Annotated in this window: 21 protein-coding genes; 8 read left to right on the top strand and 13 right to left on the bottom strand. The window is 33.8% G+C overall.

All coding sequences use genetic code 11. The features are described 5' to 3' along the window. Positions 1–3 precede the first annotated feature (3 nt). From ACY2V1_RS09035 to ahcY, 3 genes are all read right to left on the bottom strand, one after another. On the bottom strand, positions 4–312 hold the full coding sequence (locus ACY2V1_RS09035; RefSeq protein ID WP_461834469.1) for a hypothetical protein: 309 nt from the start codon (positions 310–312) through the stop codon (positions 4–6). A 46-nt stretch (positions 313–358) separates the two neighbouring features. Further along, the gene (locus ACY2V1_RS09040) at positions 359–1,000 is read right to left on the bottom strand and encodes an Rpn family recombination-promoting nuclease/putative transposase (RefSeq protein WP_461834470.1); all 642 of its coding nucleotides are present in this window, start codon (positions 998–1,000) and stop codon (positions 359–361) included. Positions 1,001–1,379: 379 nt separating this feature from the next. Beyond that, positions 1,380–2,642 carry an adenosylhomocysteinase gene (ahcY, locus tag ACY2V1_RS09045; RefSeq protein WP_461834471.1) on the bottom strand — a complete coding sequence of 421 codons (1,263 nt, stop codon included), beginning with the start codon at positions 2,640–2,642 and terminating at the stop codon, positions 1,380–1,382. Positions 2,643–2,834: 192 nt separating this feature from the next. Here ahcY and ACY2V1_RS09050 point away from each other — a divergent pair, with 192 nt between their 5' ends. The 8 genes from ACY2V1_RS09050 to ACY2V1_RS09085 all read left to right on the top strand — a co-directional run bounded on the left by ACY2V1_RS09050 (position 2,835) and on the right by ACY2V1_RS09085 (position 10,618). Further along, positions 2,835–3,638, top strand: a complete 804-nt coding sequence (locus ACY2V1_RS09050) for a phosphate ABC transporter substrate-binding protein (RefSeq protein ID WP_461834472.1) — start codon at positions 2,835–2,837, stop codon at positions 3,636–3,638. Between the two features lie 74 nt (positions 3,639–3,712). Continuing rightward, positions 3,713–4,606: a phosphate ABC transporter permease subunit PstC gene (gene pstC / locus ACY2V1_RS09055; protein WP_461834473.1), complete on the top strand. Its 894-nt coding sequence runs from the start codon at positions 3,713–3,715 to the stop codon at positions 4,604–4,606. A 13-nt stretch (positions 4,607–4,619) separates the two neighbouring features. Then, a complete protein-coding gene (gene pstA / locus ACY2V1_RS09060) occupies positions 4,620–5,474 on the top strand; it encodes a phosphate ABC transporter permease PstA (protein ID WP_461834474.1) in 855 nt (284 codons plus the stop codon). A gap of 7 nt (positions 5,475–5,481) precedes the next feature. Continuing rightward, on the top strand, positions 5,482–7,254 hold the full coding sequence (locus tag ACY2V1_RS09065) for a sensor histidine kinase (protein WP_461834475.1): 1,773 nt from the start codon (positions 5,482–5,484) through the stop codon (positions 7,252–7,254). A gap of 14 nt (positions 7,255–7,268) precedes the next feature. Next, entirely contained in the window at positions 7,269–8,033 is a 765-nt protein-coding gene (gene pstB, locus ACY2V1_RS09070; protein ID WP_461834476.1) for a phosphate ABC transporter ATP-binding protein PstB, read from the top strand. A 99-nt stretch (positions 8,034–8,132) separates the two neighbouring features. Further along, positions 8,133–8,801: a phosphate signaling complex protein PhoU gene (gene phoU, locus ACY2V1_RS09075; protein ID WP_461834477.1), complete on the top strand. Its 669-nt coding sequence runs from the start codon at positions 8,133–8,135 to the stop codon at positions 8,799–8,801. Between the two features lie 6 nt (positions 8,802–8,807). After that, positions 8,808–9,494, top strand: a complete 687-nt coding sequence (locus tag ACY2V1_RS09080) for a response regulator transcription factor (protein WP_461834478.1) — start codon at positions 8,808–8,810, stop codon at positions 9,492–9,494. Between the two features lie 299 nt (positions 9,495–9,793). Continuing rightward, a complete protein-coding gene (locus ACY2V1_RS09085; RefSeq protein WP_461834479.1) occupies positions 9,794–10,618 on the top strand; it encodes a PEP-CTERM sorting domain-containing protein in 825 nt (274 codons plus the stop codon). A 177-nt stretch (positions 10,619–10,795) separates the two neighbouring features. Here the strand turns inward: ACY2V1_RS09085 and ACY2V1_RS09090 are convergent, their stop codons facing one another. The 10 genes from ACY2V1_RS09090 to ACY2V1_RS09135 all read right to left on the bottom strand — a co-directional run bounded on the left by ACY2V1_RS09090 (position 10,796) and on the right by ACY2V1_RS09135 (position 17,537). Beyond that, positions 10,796–11,728 (bottom strand): radical SAM protein, encoded by a 933-nt coding sequence (locus ACY2V1_RS09090; protein ID WP_461834480.1) that lies wholly within the window; start codon positions 11,726–11,728, stop codon positions 10,796–10,798. Between the two features lie 13 nt (positions 11,729–11,741). Beyond that, positions 11,742–12,707 carry an MBL fold metallo-hydrolase gene (locus ACY2V1_RS09095; protein ID WP_461834481.1) on the bottom strand — a complete coding sequence of 322 codons (966 nt, stop codon included), beginning with the start codon at positions 12,705–12,707 and terminating at the stop codon, positions 11,742–11,744. Positions 12,708–12,722: 15 nt separating this feature from the next. Next, the gene (locus ACY2V1_RS09100) at positions 12,723–13,136 is read right to left on the bottom strand and encodes a PaaI family thioesterase (RefSeq protein WP_461834482.1); all 414 of its coding nucleotides are present in this window, start codon (positions 13,134–13,136) and stop codon (positions 12,723–12,725) included. 2 nt (positions 13,137–13,138) lie between these two features. After that, positions 13,139–13,948, bottom strand: coding sequence for an SAM hydrolase/SAM-dependent halogenase family protein (locus ACY2V1_RS09105; RefSeq protein ID WP_461834483.1), 810 nt, complete (start codon positions 13,946–13,948; stop codon positions 13,139–13,141). A 20-nt stretch (positions 13,949–13,968) separates the two neighbouring features. Next, positions 13,969–15,102 carry a hypothetical protein gene (locus ACY2V1_RS09110; RefSeq protein WP_461834484.1) on the bottom strand — a complete coding sequence of 378 codons (1,134 nt, stop codon included), beginning with the start codon at positions 15,100–15,102 and terminating at the stop codon, positions 13,969–13,971. Between the two features lie 14 nt (positions 15,103–15,116). After that, complete coding sequence (dsdA, locus tag ACY2V1_RS09115; protein ID WP_461834485.1) at positions 15,117–16,367, bottom strand: D-serine ammonia-lyase; 1,251 nt, start codon at positions 16,365–16,367, stop codon at positions 15,117–15,119. Between the two features lie 19 nt (positions 16,368–16,386). Further along, positions 16,387–16,692 (bottom strand): DsrE family protein, encoded by a 306-nt coding sequence (locus tag ACY2V1_RS09120; RefSeq protein ID WP_461834486.1) that lies wholly within the window; start codon positions 16,690–16,692, stop codon positions 16,387–16,389. A gap of 25 nt (positions 16,693–16,717) precedes the next feature. Beyond that, the gene (locus ACY2V1_RS09125; RefSeq protein WP_461834487.1) at positions 16,718–16,888 is read right to left on the bottom strand and encodes a hypothetical protein; all 171 of its coding nucleotides are present in this window, start codon (positions 16,886–16,888) and stop codon (positions 16,718–16,720) included. Between the two features lie 11 nt (positions 16,889–16,899). Next, positions 16,900–17,184 (bottom strand): hypothetical protein, encoded by a 285-nt coding sequence (locus tag ACY2V1_RS09130; RefSeq protein WP_461834488.1) that lies wholly within the window; start codon positions 17,182–17,184, stop codon positions 16,900–16,902. Positions 17,185–17,291: 107 nt separating this feature from the next. Beyond that, on the bottom strand, positions 17,292–17,537 hold the full coding sequence (locus ACY2V1_RS09135) for a sulfurtransferase TusA family protein (RefSeq protein WP_461834489.1): 246 nt from the start codon (positions 17,535–17,537) through the stop codon (positions 17,292–17,294). Positions 17,538–17,657 lie beyond the last annotated feature (120 nt).

The following is a 17,657-nucleotide window of genomic DNA, read 5'->3' on the forward strand; positions in this document are numbered from 1 at the left end:
ATATTACTTCAAGGCAATTTTTAGCTTATCCTCAAATTCCTCCAATGAATTTACTCGCATTGCTATCTTAAACAAACCTTTTACTACTTCTCGGCTATCAATTTCCTTAATCTTTTTGGCAATAGAGCGAGGCACAATACCAAAACGCTCTTCTAAAGCTTCTAATAACATCTCCTGGGCATCTAATAGTAATCCCTGCTGAATTCCTTGCTGTAATCCTTTCTGAATTCCCTGTTGAATCCCTTGTTGAATCCCTTGTTGTAATCCTTTCTCAAGTCCTTGCTGAATCCATCTTTCTGCTATTGTTGGCATATCCAACTCCTTTAATAAGGGGTTTATTTGTTCTTCTGGATAGTCCTTAGCCATTACTATGTAATCTATTATATACTGCTTCTTTATCAATTGTTATTAAACGAAATAATAAAGGACGAAATTTATCCAGTTCATCAAATATATTCTTTAATGCATATAGCGCTGAATACAACCTCGCATTCCTATCTAATCTCTCTAAGAATTCTTGATCCTTATAAGTAGATAGATCAATTAAGATGTATTTAAACTGCAATAAATATTCTTTTATGTCTGAGGAAACATTAAAATAATCCACAAAATTCTCTGGCAAATTCCACTTCTCTTTCCCATGGTAAAGTAGTATTGGAATTATTGGCTTAAGTTCTCTTTGATTGCGCATGTCTTCTTCATAGGTAGCAAGACAATAACCTATCACCTGTAAAAGGCTATCTTTTTCTGGTGTTGATTTGTGTTCTATTATAAAATAAAATTCTACATCCTCTTTATCAACTCTTCCTGTCACTATGAAATCTAAGTTATATCGTCTGTATTTACGGGAGGTCTTTTTGGTCCTTTTGGCTCTTAAAGTGGAAAAATCAATCCTTGAGCTAAAATCTTGAGGCAAAAGATCCTGCATAAAATCACGCAGATTCTTTGGATCTGAAAATACTTGATCTATAAATTTATCATGCACCTGAATTGATGTCATAATATCCTCTCTTAAGTCTTTCTTACACTTTTTCTAATAAACAGCACCTGTAATACTATTTGTGTAAAGCTAACACTCAGAGTTTGAGGTAGTGGATATGGTAATCTTCACTTTGATTGAAGGTAAATTTTGGAATAGTTTCTAATAGCTTTCGTCCATTTTATACTTATTCCCTCATATAAGAGGGTATAAATTTTTAAGTGGGGAGTCTTTGGTTGAAAAGACTCCCTCATATTATAAGACCATTGTATGACTTTTATAAAAAACCATCAAGGTCTTAAAAAAGACAGAAATTCAGTTGTACCAAGCAAAAGCTAAAACACAAGAATAAAAAAATCTTTAATTTTTCAGCCAATGATTATTTTTGTTTGTCAAAAATTTAAGTCCCCTCTTCCCAAGAATTTAGGTATTCAATTTGTTCTGGGGTAAGCTCATCAATTTCAATTCCCATGGCCTTTAGTTGAAGATGGGCAATCTCATCGTCTAACTCTTTTGGAAGTTGAATCACTTTGTTTGGGAGTTTTCCCCTGTTCTTTACCCCATATTCACAGGCAAGGGCCTGACCACAAAAGGAGGTTGACATGACCTCACTTGGATGGCCCTCGGCTGCTGCCAGGTTAACAAGCCTTCCTTCACCAAGTATGAATATCTTCTTGTCATCCAATGTATATTCATCCATAAATGGCCTCATTCTCCTGACTTTAGAGCTTGCCTTTTCTAAAGAGGCAATATCTATTTCCACATCAAAGTGTCCAGAATTACAGAGCACAGCACCATTTTTCATTACCTTCATATGTTCTAACCTAATCACATGCTTATTACCAGTCACTGTACAAAAGATATCCCCTATTTTTGCTGCTTTCATAATGGGCATTACCCTGTATCCATCATAAACAGCCTGAAGAGCCCTGAAATTGTCAACCTCACATACCACTACATTTGCACCAAGTCCCCTTGCCCTCATTGCCACTCCTTTTCCACAACTTCCATATCCACATACTACAAAGGTCTTCCCAGCGATCAAGATATTGGTTGCCCTTAAAATCCCATCAATTGTGGATTGTCCTGTTCCATAATAATTATCAACAAGGTGCTTGGTCATGTTGTCGTTTACAGCTATCATAGGATATTTTAAAGCATTATCCTTTTCCATTGCCTGGAGCCTTATAATTCCTGTGGTAGTTTCTTCACATCCACAGATAATGTCTGGAATTAACTCCTGATAATTTTTATGGATTTCTGAAACCAGATCACATCCATCGTCAATGGTGATCTGCGGCTTGGTCTCTATCACATATTTTATGTATCTATAATAGTCCTCTCTTGTCTCACCCTTATAAGCCCAAACCTTTACCCCTTCTTCTGCAAGTGCAGCAGCCACATCATCCTGAGTTGATAAAGGATTACATCCAGTTATAGCCACATCAGCCCCACCAGCTCTAAGTGTCCTCACCAGGACACCTGTTTCTTTTGTAACGTGTAAAGCCATCCCGATCCTGATTCCAGCAAGGGGTTTTTCTTCCTCAAAACGTTTTCTAATCTCCATTAAAGCGCCCATGTGAAGTTCTGCAAGCTCTAAATTCTTCCGTCCCTGCTCTGCAAGGGAAATATCCTTAACTTCATAAAGTTCTCCTCTGTCCATAAAAATCCTCCTTCAAGTGTTAAGTGTAAAAAAAAGATTATATTGTTTTTATTATGAATTCAAATGGATTTTTGGGATTAAATTATTTTTTATAACCTCAGAAAAATCCACAAAAATAAAACTTAGTTGTAACATAAATGTAACAAACTTTCGCCAAACAAACAAAAAACACCAAAAACAAGGAGGTGGTTTATGAAAAAGGTTTGTATGTTAATTTTATTCTTTTTTATGGCAAGTGTTGGTTTTGCTGGTTCCATTCAAATCAAAGGATCCACTACTGTTTTACCAATAGCTCAAAAAATTGCAGAAGCCTTTATGAAGGAATATCCTCACATACAGATATCCATTTCAGGTGGAGGATCGGGAAATGGAATAAAGGCCATTATTGATGGAACTACTGATATTGCTGATTCTTCAAGGTTTATAAAACAAAATGAAGTAAAAATGGCGGTATCAAAGGGTAGATATCCTGTTCCATTTGCAGTTGCCTTTGACTGCATAATCCCAATAGTCCATCCCAAAAATCCAGTTTCAAACCTTACCTTACAACAACTAAGAAAGATCTATACAGGAAAAATAAGAAATTGGAAACAAGTAGGCGGTGTTGATAAAAAAATTGTGGTTGTATCAAGGGATACATCTTCTGGGACATATGAAGTCTGGGAAAAAAAGGTACTCAAAAAAGCAAGGGTATATCCTGGGGCACTTTTACAGGCATCAAATGGTGCTGTTGTTGAGACAGTGGCAAAAAACAAATATGCCATTGGATATATTGGACTTGGGTATTTAACAAAAGAAGTAAAGCAGGTTAAAATCAATGGAATATTAGGAACTCCTGAAACAGCCTTAGATGGCAGTTATCCTGTATCCAGACCCCTTTTTATGTTTACCAATGGCTGGCCTAAAAAAGACGTGGCAAAATTTATAAATTATGTCCTAAATCCATATAAAGGGCAAAAATTAGTAAAAGAGGTTGGATATATTCCATTATATTAAAGGATATTGGGCCAGAGGCTACATTCTCTGGCCTACCTGTTTGAAATAAATTTTTTATCCATATGGTATGCACAATGAAAAAAAATAGATGTTCAAAGGAAAAAATTATAAAGTTATTTCTTCTTATTATTGCTTTTACTTCTATTACATTTGTGGCGCTTATATTCTTTTTCCTGTTTCATGAAGGATTACCTATTTTTAAGCATGTAAGTTTTAGGGAATTTTTATTTGGAAAATATTGGTATCCCACATCTGACCCTCCAGATTTCGGGATATTTCCACTCTTTATAGGCTCTATTTTGGTTACCCTGCTTTCCTCTGTAATTGCTATTCCCATTGGGGTGATGACAGCAATATATCTTGCTGAAATGGCATCTCCCTTTGTCAGAAAAATATTAAAGCCTTTAATAGAACTTCTCGCTGCCCTCCCTTCAGTGGTAATAGGATTTTTTGGAATGGTTGTAGTGGCTCCTTTTCTCCAAAAATATTTTGATCTTGCAACAGGACTAAATCTTTTTAATGCATCTTTGATGCTTGCATTTATGTCTATCCCAACAATATGCAGTATATCCGAGGATGCAATTTATAGCGTGCCCACAGAACTAAAAGAAGGATCACTTGCACTTGGAGCAACACATCTGCAAACCCTGCTTAGAGTGATACTACCATCCTCAATATCTGGTATTTCAGTTGCCATAACCCTGGGTATGTCCAGGGCCATTGGGGAGACAATGGTGGTATTGATGGTGGCAGGTGGCGCTGCAATGATACCTGAATCTATTTTTGATCCAGTTAGACCAATGCCTGCATCAATTGCTGCAGAGATGGCCGAGGCACCTTATAAGAGCCTGCATTATCAGGCCCTATTTGCTATTGGAATTGTACTTTTTTTATTTACATGGGCCTTTAATATGATCGCTGAATATATATCTCATAAATACACCCAAAGAGGAACAGCAACACTTTAATGGAGCACCTAATATGGCCATAAAAGGAAATAAAGTTATAGAAAAGGCAGTGTTTAGTATCTTTAGATTATCTGCATATGTAAATATCATGGCCCTGGGTTTGTTTTTCTATTTTTTGGTTAAAAATGGCGTCTCAGCTATTTCTTGGGAATTTTTAACTTCTCCACCAAAAGATATGATGACAAAGGGCGGGATATTTCCATGTATTTTGGGAACCTTTATTCTGAGTTTTGGTTCAATGATAGTTGCCCTGCCATTTGGAATAGGCACAGCCATATATCTCAGTGAATACGCCAGAGAAGGCTTTGTGCTTCGACTTATTAGAATTGGAATAAACAATCTAGCAGGCGTGCCTTCTATTGTTTTTGGACTATTTGGACTTGCCCTTTTTGCAACCTACTTAAAATTCAAGGTAAGTATTTTAACAGGTATCTGCACCTTGGGGATACTTGTCCTGCCTGTTATAATAAGTACCGCTGAGGAGGCTCTATCAAGTGTCCCAGATACATTCAGGGAAGCATCTTATGGACTCGGTGCCACTAAATGGCAAACAATAAAAAAGGTGGTTCTCCCTGCTGCACTTCCAGGAATACTCACTGGATTAATTTTAAGCCTGAGCAGGGCCGCTGGAGAAACAGCAGCTATTATGTATACCGCAGCTGTATTTTTTGCCCCAAGACTACCACATTCAATCTTTGACCCTGTTATGGCCTTGCCTTATCATATCTATGTGCTGGCTACTGCTGGAACCCAAATAGAAAAAACAAGAAACTTGCAATATGGTTCAGCCCTGGTACTAGTTATATTGATCCTTATGATGAATCTCATTGCAATTTATTTAAGAGGAAAAAAACAGGAAAAATTGTAGGTGATCTATGTTTTCAAATATTTCTCTTAAAACAAAAATTATTTTATCTATCTGGACAGTACTACTTATAACTATTTTACTCCCCTGGATTTATTTTGTAAATATTATAAAAACTGAAATAAACAAAGAATCCATATCAAACATAAAAAAGGAATTTGTCCTGGTTAAATATATATTACACAATTCAAACATAAATAAGGATAATATAGACGATGTTATAAAGGATATTGGAGAAAAACTTGGTGATAGAATAACTTATATATTAAAGGATGGGAAGGTTATAGCAGACAGTAAAGTCAAAAAAGATAGATTAAGTAAATTAGACAATCACGCAACAAGACCTGAAATAATTATGGCCAGAAGAATAGGACATGGAAGCAGTGTAAGATATAGTGGTACTATCCACAGAAAGTTGATATATTATGCAGAACCAGTAAAATTTAATAATCTTGATCCAGGATATTTAAGAATAGCCAGATATTATTCATTAGTGGACAATGTGTTAAATAATATTAATATTCAAATTATTTACGTATTATTTTTCTCATTTTTAATTTCAGGAGCAATAATTTCTTATTTTATAATATTAATCATGAAAAGGATAAAACCAATAATAGATTTATCAGAAGCTCTAAGCAATGGACAAGAGGTCAGGTTAATAACAAAATCTCCAGCAAAAGAATTTGATAAATTGGTAAATTCCATAAATAAAATGGCAATTCAGATTACAAATAATTTGAATTTAATTTCAAATCAAAAAAAAGAACTTCAGGCCATACTCGATGCAATAGATGCGCCTGTTGTAGTAGTTGACCAATATGGAAAGATCATTAAATCCAATAAGACATTTAAGACATATTTTACAACTGATACATCAGAAAAAGACTTACCTTCCCTAATCATTAACTCAAAACTCATTGAAGGTCTTGAGAATGCCCTAAAAAATGGTGAGTATATTAGAGGTATTCCTGTAACTCTAAAAAGAAGGCATTATAGTGTAAATATAATACCTATTTCATACAAAAAAGAAATAACAGCTATATTGGTATTTCATGATATCACTGAACAAAAAAAATTGGATAAGACAAGAAGGGACTTTTTTGCCAATGTCTCACATGAATTAAAGACACCCCTTACATCTATTCAGGGTTATACTGAAACAATACTGGATGATTTAGATTTAGATAAGGAGCAAATAAAAATTTTTCTCAGGAAAATATTAAAAAATTGTGAAGAGATGAGAGAGCTTATAAATGGAATAATGGAAATTTCAAAAATAGAAACAGGAGAGATAAAAACCAAAATTGAAGCAATTGATTTAAAACTTATTCTCATGGATGTATGGATAAGTCTAAAACAAATAGCAGAAAAAAAGAATATTAAATTTAAAAATATAGATAAATCATTTAAAGTCAAATATGACAGGGAAAAATTATTTATAATATTAAAAAACTTAATCCACAATAGCATTAAATTTTCCCATACAAATGGAGAAATTTCTGTAAAGATTAAAGAACAACAGAATTTTTACCAGATAGGTATAAAAGACACTGGTATTGGTATTCCCTTTGAGGAACAAGACAGGGTATTTGAGAGGTTCTATCAGACAAAAAATGCCATTAAATCAAAAGTACCAGGATATGGTTTAGGGCTATCAATCTGCAGAAATATTGTCCATTATTTTGGTGGACAAATATGGATTGAGAGTCCTATAGAGAAAAGTGACAAAGGATGTATTGTGTGGTTCACTATTCCAAAAGAAATTGAGGAGAAAAAATAGAGGCAGAGCAAAAAATGAAACCCAATAACACAAAAATTAAGGTAAAAAATCTAAACTTTTTTTATGGGAAAAAGCAGGCCCTATTTGATATCTCAATGGACATTTATGAAAATCAGGTAACAGGTTTAATTGGACCGTCTGGTTGCGGAAAAAGTACTTTTTTAAGGTGCTTAAACAGGATGAATGACTTAATCTTGGATACACGAGTACAAGGTGAGGTTTACCTTGATAATAAAAATATATTTGACCCAGATGTGGACGTAGTGGAGCTTAGAAGAAAGGTTGGAATGGTGTTTCAAAAACCAAATCCCTTTCCAAAGTCCATCTTTGAAAATGTAGCTTACGGCCTCAGGGTTCAGGGAATAAAAGACAAAGAACTAATAACACAAAGGGTGGAAGAAAGCCTACAAAGGGCAGCCTTATGGGACGATGTTAAAGATAGATTAAATGAATCAGCAATGGGTCTATCAGGTGGTCAGCAACAGAGACTTTGCATTGCAAGGGCAATTGCTGTTCAGCCAGAAGTACTTCTTATGGATGAGCCAGCATCTGCCCTGGATCCAATTGCTACGAGAAAAATCGAAGAACTGATCTTTGAGCTAAAGAAAAACTTCACCATTGTAATTGTAACACATAACATGCAGCAAGCTGCAAGAATTGCAAATTATACAGGATTTTTCTTAATGGGAAAATTAATTGAAATGGATAAAACAGAAGTTATATTTACAAAACCCAATAAAAAAGAAACAGAAGAATACATAACAGGAAGATTTGGTTGATGAAAGGTGAATGGGTGTCTATGATCTGAGTGAATGATCAGTATAAGAAACAGATTACCCACACAGATCCCAGATAACCTGTAAAAGGAGTATGTTTTTATGTATACACATCTTCATAAAGAATTAGAAAAACTAAAGACTTTATCCTTAAAAATGGCATCATATGTCAAGGAATCTTTAAAGGACTGTATATATGCCTTTAAAAATATGGATACAGACCTTGCTCAACAAATTGTTGATGGAGATGAAAGAGTTAATCACCTTGAAGTAAAAATAGATGAAACCTGTTTGAAATTGCTTGCCCTAGAAGGTCCTGTTGCAAAAGACCTTAGATTTATAATAGGATGTATGAGGGCTTCTATTGATCTGGAGAGGATAGGAGATGAAACAGCCAATATTGCTCAAACAACAATAATCTTGAGCCTTAAACCTAAATTACCTTTTTATACTGAATTAACTCACATGGGAAATAAATCATTGGAAATGCTAGAATATGCATTAGAATCATTTTTTAAACCAGATCCAGATATGGCTATTGATGTTTGTAAAATGGATTCAACAGTAGATAAATTAAATAACGATATAATTAGAGAGATTATTGCATATATGATTAAAGAAATTCCAGCAATCAAAAGATCTGTATATTGTATTAATATAGCCAGAAGATTTGAAAGAATAGGGGACTTAGCTACTAATATTGCTGAAAGTGGTGTTTTTATTGCTAAAGGGATTAATATAAAACACTATTGTCAATTTGATAATCGTTAAAAAATTATGGGCAAAAAAAATATATTAATTGTAGAAGATGAAGAAGATATTCAGGAGCTTTTAAAATTTAATATAGAACGTGCAGGCTTTAATACAACAGTATGTGGAACAGGTGAGCAGGCGCTTTCTCTTTTAGAAACTTCCAGATTTGATTTAATTATATTAGATTTAATGCTACCTGACATGGATGGTCTGGATATTTTAAAAAAAATTAAAATAAATCCCATTCACAGTGATATTGGTGTAATAATTTTAACTGCAAAGGGTGAAGAATTAGATAGAATCCTCGGATTTGAGCTAGGGGCTGAAGATTATGTGGTAAAACCCTTTAGCATAAGAGAACTCATCTTGAGAATAAAAGCATTACTAAAAAGGACCCACCATCATCCTTCTCCTAAAAAGTGGCAGTATAAAACCCTTATTGTAGATCAGGAAAAAATGGAAGTAACAATAGATGGAGAGGAAATAGAACTCACAACCACGGAATTTAAATTGCTTCTAGAACTTATTAAGGCACAGGGAAAAGTGCTGAGCAGAGAGTATCTGTTGAATAGCGTGTGGGGATATGATTTTGAGGGGTACGCCAGGACCGTTGATACCCACATAAGGCGACTTAGATCTAAACTTGGAGATTATGCTGAGATCATAAAAACAATAAGGGGAGTTGGGTACAAGATTAAAACTTCAGGTTAATTTAAGCTCAAGAGCAGAACTTACACATAAATAAAGCAATTTCCCATTAAACTAAGGATAAAAAGATGCTAAAATAATTCACTTACACATCAAAAGATCTAAAAGCTGCTATCTTGTTGTCCACATAACGATGCATTCTTTTTCACACAAACCCACCTACTTGTGTATTTATATGCATTCTTTTTCACATCAAATTTATCCTCTTTAAAAAATATAATAAATTCCATATATTAAACAACCATAAAAAATGGTACAAAGTTTGCTGTATTCTGCTAAAGATTAATTAATCGGAGGTCAACATGAAATACAAACACATTTTAGGAATTGCCTGTGTTTTTGTTTTAATAGGTATTTTATGTGTGCAAAATTTTTCATATGCCCTTGGCTTTGGACAAAATATAACTATTTATGACAATACTTCTTCGTTAACCAATGTCTGGTACCAAAGCCAAGAAGACAATGAAGTAGAACCAGGAAATATAAGGGCTCAAAAATGGGATTTAGAAGGATTTTTTTTGGATGGATATACACTGACTGTAATTGGAGGATTTAATTTTGCCGATGGAGTAAATACTATAACTTCAGGAGATATTTTCTTAGATATAGATGGGGATGCAATTTATGGTGGTAATCAGACAAATCCTAATTATAGAAGTAATGGATTAATAGACCTTAATAATACCTATGGATACGATTATGCGATAAAATTAAATTTTGATAATAACGAATTTATAGTTTTTGATATATCAAATACGGATAAAACAACATCTGTATATTACAGCCAAAATGATTGGTCCAGTCCTTGGAAATACCCAACCAATTCCAATGGAAATCCCCCCCCCATAGATACTGGTACGTTAACTTATTATTACCCTTCTGAATTAATAAATACAGGTTTCCAAGGAGATTCCTACAATAATGATGACCATTATGGATTTTCAGTTGATCTGTCCTTTTTACCACCAGGCACCACCTTTATTAGCCATTTTACAATAAAATGCGGAAATGACAATTTAATGGGTAAAGGTACACTACCAGCACCAGAGCCTGCAACAATGCTGCTTTTTGGATCAGGGTTATTAGGTTTTGCAGTATTTACAAGGAGAAAAATAAATAAAGGCTAAACAACTAAAAAATACCAATGCAAAAATAGAAGTTTCCCCTGACACAACTGCCACAGAGGTTTACAGGATAGAATAAAATATTATGAGCTGGACATGGAGGTTAAATTTCTGGGAAAGACCATTTATGAATGTATGAAAAAAATATGAGAATAATATATTATTGGAGTTAAAAACTCATTATGTGATTTTGTAAAATACACCTCTATCCTGTCTAACTGGTTGGACTTTACCTTCATTCAACAAAATTACTAAATACTTCTTTAATTCATTTTCAGATATATTCAATATACTGCTCAAATCCTCCACTGTACATGGCCTTCTTTTTATGGTTTCAAAAATAGTAGATTCTATGTCCTTTCTATATGATATTCTCTTTTTTGCCTCTGATATAGAAGAAATTATCTTTACATTTTGCATATTAAAGATCTTTAAAATATCCTGAAGCTCAATATAGTCAGCACCTTTTAAATTATCTACTGTACCAGGTCTATCAAGTGTATTTATTTGGACCTCATCTGGATTTATTTTTTTTATTATTTCTTTTAAGAGAACAAGTTCTTCTAAATTGTCATTATAACCAGGAAGGATAAATACTTCTAACCATATTTTTTTTTGAAATTCTTTTCTAAAGGAAATAAGACCATCAATATAGGATTTTAATTCTAAATCCTTATGGGGTCTATTTATTTTTTTGAATACTTTATCAGTTGCTGCATCAAGAGAAGGAAGCACTAAATCTGCATTTAACAACTCTTGTCTAACTTCAGCATCATATAAAAGTGTTCCATTTGTTAGTACTGCAACTGGCAAATTTGGCTTTATATGTTTTATAAAATCTATTACCTCTCCAATCCTACTATTTAAGGTGGGTTCACCAGAACCTGAAAAGGTAACATAATCTGGATCAGGATTGTTTTTAAAATAATGGGCTAATTCTTCTTTTACTACATCAATGGGCACATATTCTTTTCTTTGTAGAGTGAGATTTGAAGTTTCACCAACTTCACAATAAACACAATTTAATGAACACACCTTTTTTGGAACAAGATCTACACCCAAAGACATCCCTAAACGCCTAGACGGAACTGGACCAAAGATATATTTATACATAATCCTCTCTAAATCAATTTGGATAATACTTTATTACTTGATCTTCCTCAAAATCAAGCCTTCCCTGCTCACACAAATAATTTAAATGTGCCTGTGCCTCACCTGTTGCAAACCACCTTTGCGCCATGGGAAATTCATCCCACGACTTATAATCCATATCCCAGCTCATAAAAGACGCCACATCATAAGCACTAAGTCCAGGATGATCAAGGACAATTTCTAAGACCTCGTTAAGTCTCCTTTTGTGATGCATAAAAAGCTCATCCACTCTCGCCTTTAACTTGCGAAATATCCTTCTATGTCCTGGCAAAACTAACCCTACATCCAGTTCCCTTGCTTTTTTTAGACTCTGCAAGTAATCTTGAAGAGGCCGTGCGTGCGGTTTCCATTGGGAAATATTAGGAGTTATGTTAAAAAGGATATGGTCACCAGATACAAATATTTTATCTTGTTCTTCCAAAAGACACATATGCCCCTGGGTGTGACCAGGGGTATGTATGGCACGAAATTTAAAATTCCCAAGGTCAAATATATCTCCATCTCTCATCTCATTATAGTCAACTTTACCAATTGGTCTATATTTATATCCTGGATGTCCCATTCTGGCTTCCTCTAATCTATCCAGCGGCATTCCCAATTTCTTTGCAAATTCTATCATCTTTTCCCAATCTGTAGGATTATTTATAATTTCCCCATCAAAGGAACTTACCCATACCTCAAAACCCATTTCATTTAACTTAACGCCCAGTCCACAATGATCTGAATGCATGTGGGTAATAATTAGTTTTGTATTTTCAGGAAAAAATTTTAACTTATCTATTGCTGAAAAGAGAATCTTCTCTGCCTCAGGGTGATTTAGACCAGTATCTATAATTAGATTGTAGTTTTCTCCTTTGATAAAATAAGAATTTAGATATTTTAAAGGATTTTTTGGCATTGGTATTTGTACATTAAATATATTCTCAATTACTTCTTTCATGTCTTGTCCCTCCTCTTAGGTATCTAAAAATTCCTTTAAACTCTGCTTTTTTCGATACACAGTTCCCTGGAATATAGCAAGTAATGCACCTGAATTATGGAACACATCTATTTTATAAGTCGCCAGTTTTGGATTTTTAGAGAGCTCAACAGCTTCAGCGTAGATAGTTCCACTTGATACTGCTTTTAAAAAAGATATAGTAGCATTTATTGCTAAAGCTACTTGTCCATGGGAATTGGATGCAATGGCAAAGGCGTAGTCAGCCAATGCAAATAATACAGCCCCATGGACAATGTTTACACCATTTAAATGTTCTTCTCTTAAATCAAGCTTTACCTTTGCCCTGCCCTTGCCTACCCCCACTATTTCAATACCAACATATTTTGCAAACCTATCTCGTGTGTCAAAAAAATTTCTTATATCTTTCATGGCTATACCTCTATTAATTTAAAACAAATCTTGTCTCCAATTTGATATCCATATTTTTTTGCAAGGTTTTGTTTATTTATTGCAAGCTCTAAATATCCTTGGGATCCATCTAAAATACCTATTTCTCCCTCTGGTATATCTTGATAAGCATCCACTAAATGAACTCTACTTGCTTCAGGCATGAGAAAAATTTTATAATTATGTAATTTTTCTTTTATATTTTGTTCTATATTTAATACACAATTTCCAAATCTATCAATATGTAGTATTATTGCATTACTATTTTTATTTATTCTAAAATCAGGAATATCTATTTTTTTTATGTAATTTACATCTATTATATGTGATATTTCTGATATATCCTGTCCCTTTGCTATATACATTGCCAATGGAGCAAATACATCCCTCCCATGAAAGGTGTTGGACATACTTTTTATACCTGCCTTATCTTTAAATTTCTCCATATCCAGCACAAAAATCTCATTTTGTGATAAGTGGGACTTTATAACAAGAGACAACACACCATTATCAGGGGCCAGGACAATTTTTTTATCTTTCTTTAAGATCAAGATATCTCTATTGGTTCCAACACCAGGGTCAATCACAACCAGGGTAATTGAATTTTCAGGAATATATTTCCACGAAGCCTTTAGAAAAAAACTACCCTGCACTATATTATGTGGTAAGACACTGTGGGATATATCTATTATTTGAGCATTAATATTTTGTGAAGCTAAAACACATTTTATCTGTCCAACGTAAGCGTCTTCAAGACCAAAGTCTGTTAAAAGGCAAAAGATTTTTGATTGCATAAAACAGCATACGTTATTTTTTAAGTTTCTTCTGTATAATACAAAACCGCTTTAATATCGTCTTCTTCTTCCAATTGTCCTCCTAGCGCTGCTGCTGTTATTCCAAAAGTGGCGAGTATTTTTGCGTAATGAATTACTGGCAATTGTCCACTTTTATTAGCCCATTTTAAAAGAACATCATGGGGTAAAACAGAAATAATTCCAAAAGATATAAAAAATAAGCCAAACCAGAACACGGTGATCCCAAAAAGAATGGTTCCTTTTATCACCAATTGGGATCTAATGGACTGTTCTTTGATCTTATCTGATTTGGCGACCTTATGCAAATTTTGTCCATAATATAATGACAACGTGGCAATAGCAACAATCAAAATAGACGAGACATCTATCCATATCTCAGACATAGCACCACCAATTTCCCAGGCCTCTGCAGTTAAAAATAGAAATATTATAGAAGTAAATGTCACTACTGTGAGTTTTCCAAGCCGCCCCATAAGTAACCATGATTTATTAAATAAAATATCTTTTATTATGGTTATTCCATCTTTTAAAATTAATTTAAGATAAAATAACATTGTGTATTTTTTTATTTTTGTCTCTTCTAACCTGGGATCAGCAATGATTTTTAAATAATCCAAAATTTGTTCTTTTTCTTCATCAGTCCAATCCAACCTTAAATCTTCTTTCCATAAATATAATTTTTTCATAACAGAATCTTGACTATGATGAAGTCCCCACAAATGACCCAAACAATGCATAGTTAAGCCTAGTACAGAATCATAATATTGTCTTGTATTGTAATTCATAAATCTTGATACACTTATAACAGCTACTTCAAATAAATTAGAAGGAACAGCATTCACAATATCATTAAATCTATTTTTCAGGGGTTTTTCTGTATAAATTAAAACAAAGTCAAAATTAAATTCTAATTTTATTGATGATCCTAGTTCCAGAAGATCTATTGGATCGGTGGGTATTGATAGAGGAATATTTTTTTTACTCAATAATTTTAGATTCCAATCAAATTGAGGAAATATTTCATTAAATTTTTTTTTCAAGGATTCAATAACATAATCAATAACTACCTCTAATTCTATTTCCTCAACATCATATAAAAAACCTATAGATACTGTCTCTTTCTTCTTATTCATATAAATCTTCTCGATTAATTAATAGATAGCATTCTTTGAAACTCATTGTCAGGAATAAGCATTCCACCTGTAAGCCATATGAGATGGTCGCATTTTCCAACATATTTTTCAACAAAATAAACACCCTTTACCCCAGCACCAGCAGATGGTTCTATCTTTATATTTTCTTTTAAGTAAAGGCTCCTAACACTCCAAAGCATCTCCTCATCAAATAGTGTAAATCCCCCAGCAATTATATTTTTTATAATTGGAATTGCCAGCTTTGATGGACCAGGTACTGCAAGTCCATCAGCCTCTGTATTTAGTTCTATTCCAAGCTCTTTAATATTAAAATCATCCTTACCTGTAATCAATGCGCCAATAACACATGGTGCGCCAACAGGCTCTGCTGTATAACACCTTGCAGCTGTATCAAATACATGGGCTATGCCAAAGGATATTCCTCCAGGAGCACCGCCAACACCACATGGGAGATATACACAGATGGGATTATTTGTAGAAGGATAGACATCTACCTCAGCAAGTTGTTCTTTTAATCTTAAGGCAGAAGTAGCATAACCCAAAAAAAGATCCAGGGAATTTTCATCATCTACAAAATGGGCGAATCTATCTCCTTCACACCTTTTCCTTCCCATCTTAACTGCATAGGAATAATCACCAGGATGCTCTATTACCTTGGCCCCCCATTTCTTAAGCAGCTCTTTTTTCCACTCCTTTGCGTCACAAGACATATGCACTTCAGCATTAAACCCTAGTGCTGCTGACATTATTCCAACACTAAGGCCAAGATTACCTGTAGATCCTACTACAACAGTATATTTTGAGAGGATATCTTTGCATTTTTTGTGAAGGAGCTTTGAATAATCGTCATCATAACCTAAATAACCCTGTTCAATTAAAATAGTCTCAGCTAGCTTTAATACTTCGTAGATTCCACCTCTTGCCTTAATGGAACCAGCAATGGGCAAGGTATTGTCCATCTTAACAAATACCCTGCCCTTTATCTCTATTCCATATCTGTCTTCAAGCTCTGTTTTAAATCCAGGTACCTCTTTTATCTGAGACTCAATAAGTCCATCTTTAGTATCTTGAAATCGTTTCTTTAAATATGGCCTAAAACGATCAAGTCGCAAGTTTGCGTAGATTATATCCTGCTTTGTTATATTCAGTTTTTTTAAAAAATTTTTCTGATTTTTAAAAGCAGGATTTTCATAAAAGATACTTTCTTTTCTTTTGAGGCAGGAAATATAATACTGCGCTCCCATATGTTGATCCAATTTATATTTAAAAAACCAAATATCTATCACATTCTTCTATCATTTCAGCATTTCTAGCCTGGGTAACAAATTGCTTGAACCCCACTCCAGGTACTTCTTTTCCTTCCAATCCATTTGCCCTAAAACTCACATCACATACAAAAAGCTTTGCAACATCTATAAGTTCTTTAAATCTCTCTTCCTGGGTCAAAAGCACACCTTTTCCTGTAAAAAATATTTCTACTTCAATACCTTTTTTATTTGCTGCCTTAGCAGTATTGATTACATAATCTAAATATTTATTATCCCTTACCATAATTCCTAGTTTTGACATAACCAAGCCCCTTATATCGCATTTTTTACCACCAACAAATTACTTTTTCATGGGAAAATACTTCATCTATAAATTTATCCCAATCTACATCACCTTCATACAAGACAAAGATATCTTTATCTTCTCCAGATATAACATCCATTAATTTTTTTGTAGTATCATCTGGTTCTGATTTTAATACATGTAAAACTTTCATAAATCCTCCCCTTAAAAAGGAATAACAATATCTACTTCTTTTAACATCTCTCCAATCTCATCCAATGTAGCATATTTAAAACCATATTTTTCTACATTGGCCTTGTTATTTGAATACCTCTCTCCTTCCATTTCATCTAAAAATTCCATATTCTCTTCATATGCCTCGTGCATATCAATTTCATGATCTAAAACAATCATTTTAACAGATGGAATTTCTAACAGTGCACCTAAACTTGAGCGCAGGGCTTCATATTGTTGTTCTTTATCCCTCACAATAACAGCAAGCTTTTTCATATACATCCTCCAAAAATTAAAGTGCCCTCTGAAAATGCGATGTGTTTACTTAAGCAGAAACGCAAATGCGTCTCTGCTTTTTTTAAGGGCACCTGCTCTAATTTTGATTATTTTACCCGAATAAGATACCTTGTAAACCCAGCAGGATCGTCTTCATATCCCAAAAACTCATATCCGTGTTTTTCACAAAAGGATGGGATATCATTTTTTGATCCTGGGTCTGTACCAAGGACCTCTAAAACTTCTCCAGACTTCATGTCCTTTAAGGTCTTCTTTGTCTTTAACATGGGCATGGGACAACTAAGACCCCTGGCATCCAAGGTTTTATTAACATTCACATCTGGTAATGCCATAACTATACCTCCTCTTAATTTTTGTTCCATTGAGAATACATAAGATTGTAAATACTGTCAACAAATCTATTCTTCACGAAATTTATATCAAAATTCCGCAAAAACACAAGGATTAGTTTT

The sequence above is a fragment of the Desulfothermus sp. genome (assembly GCF_053993635.1).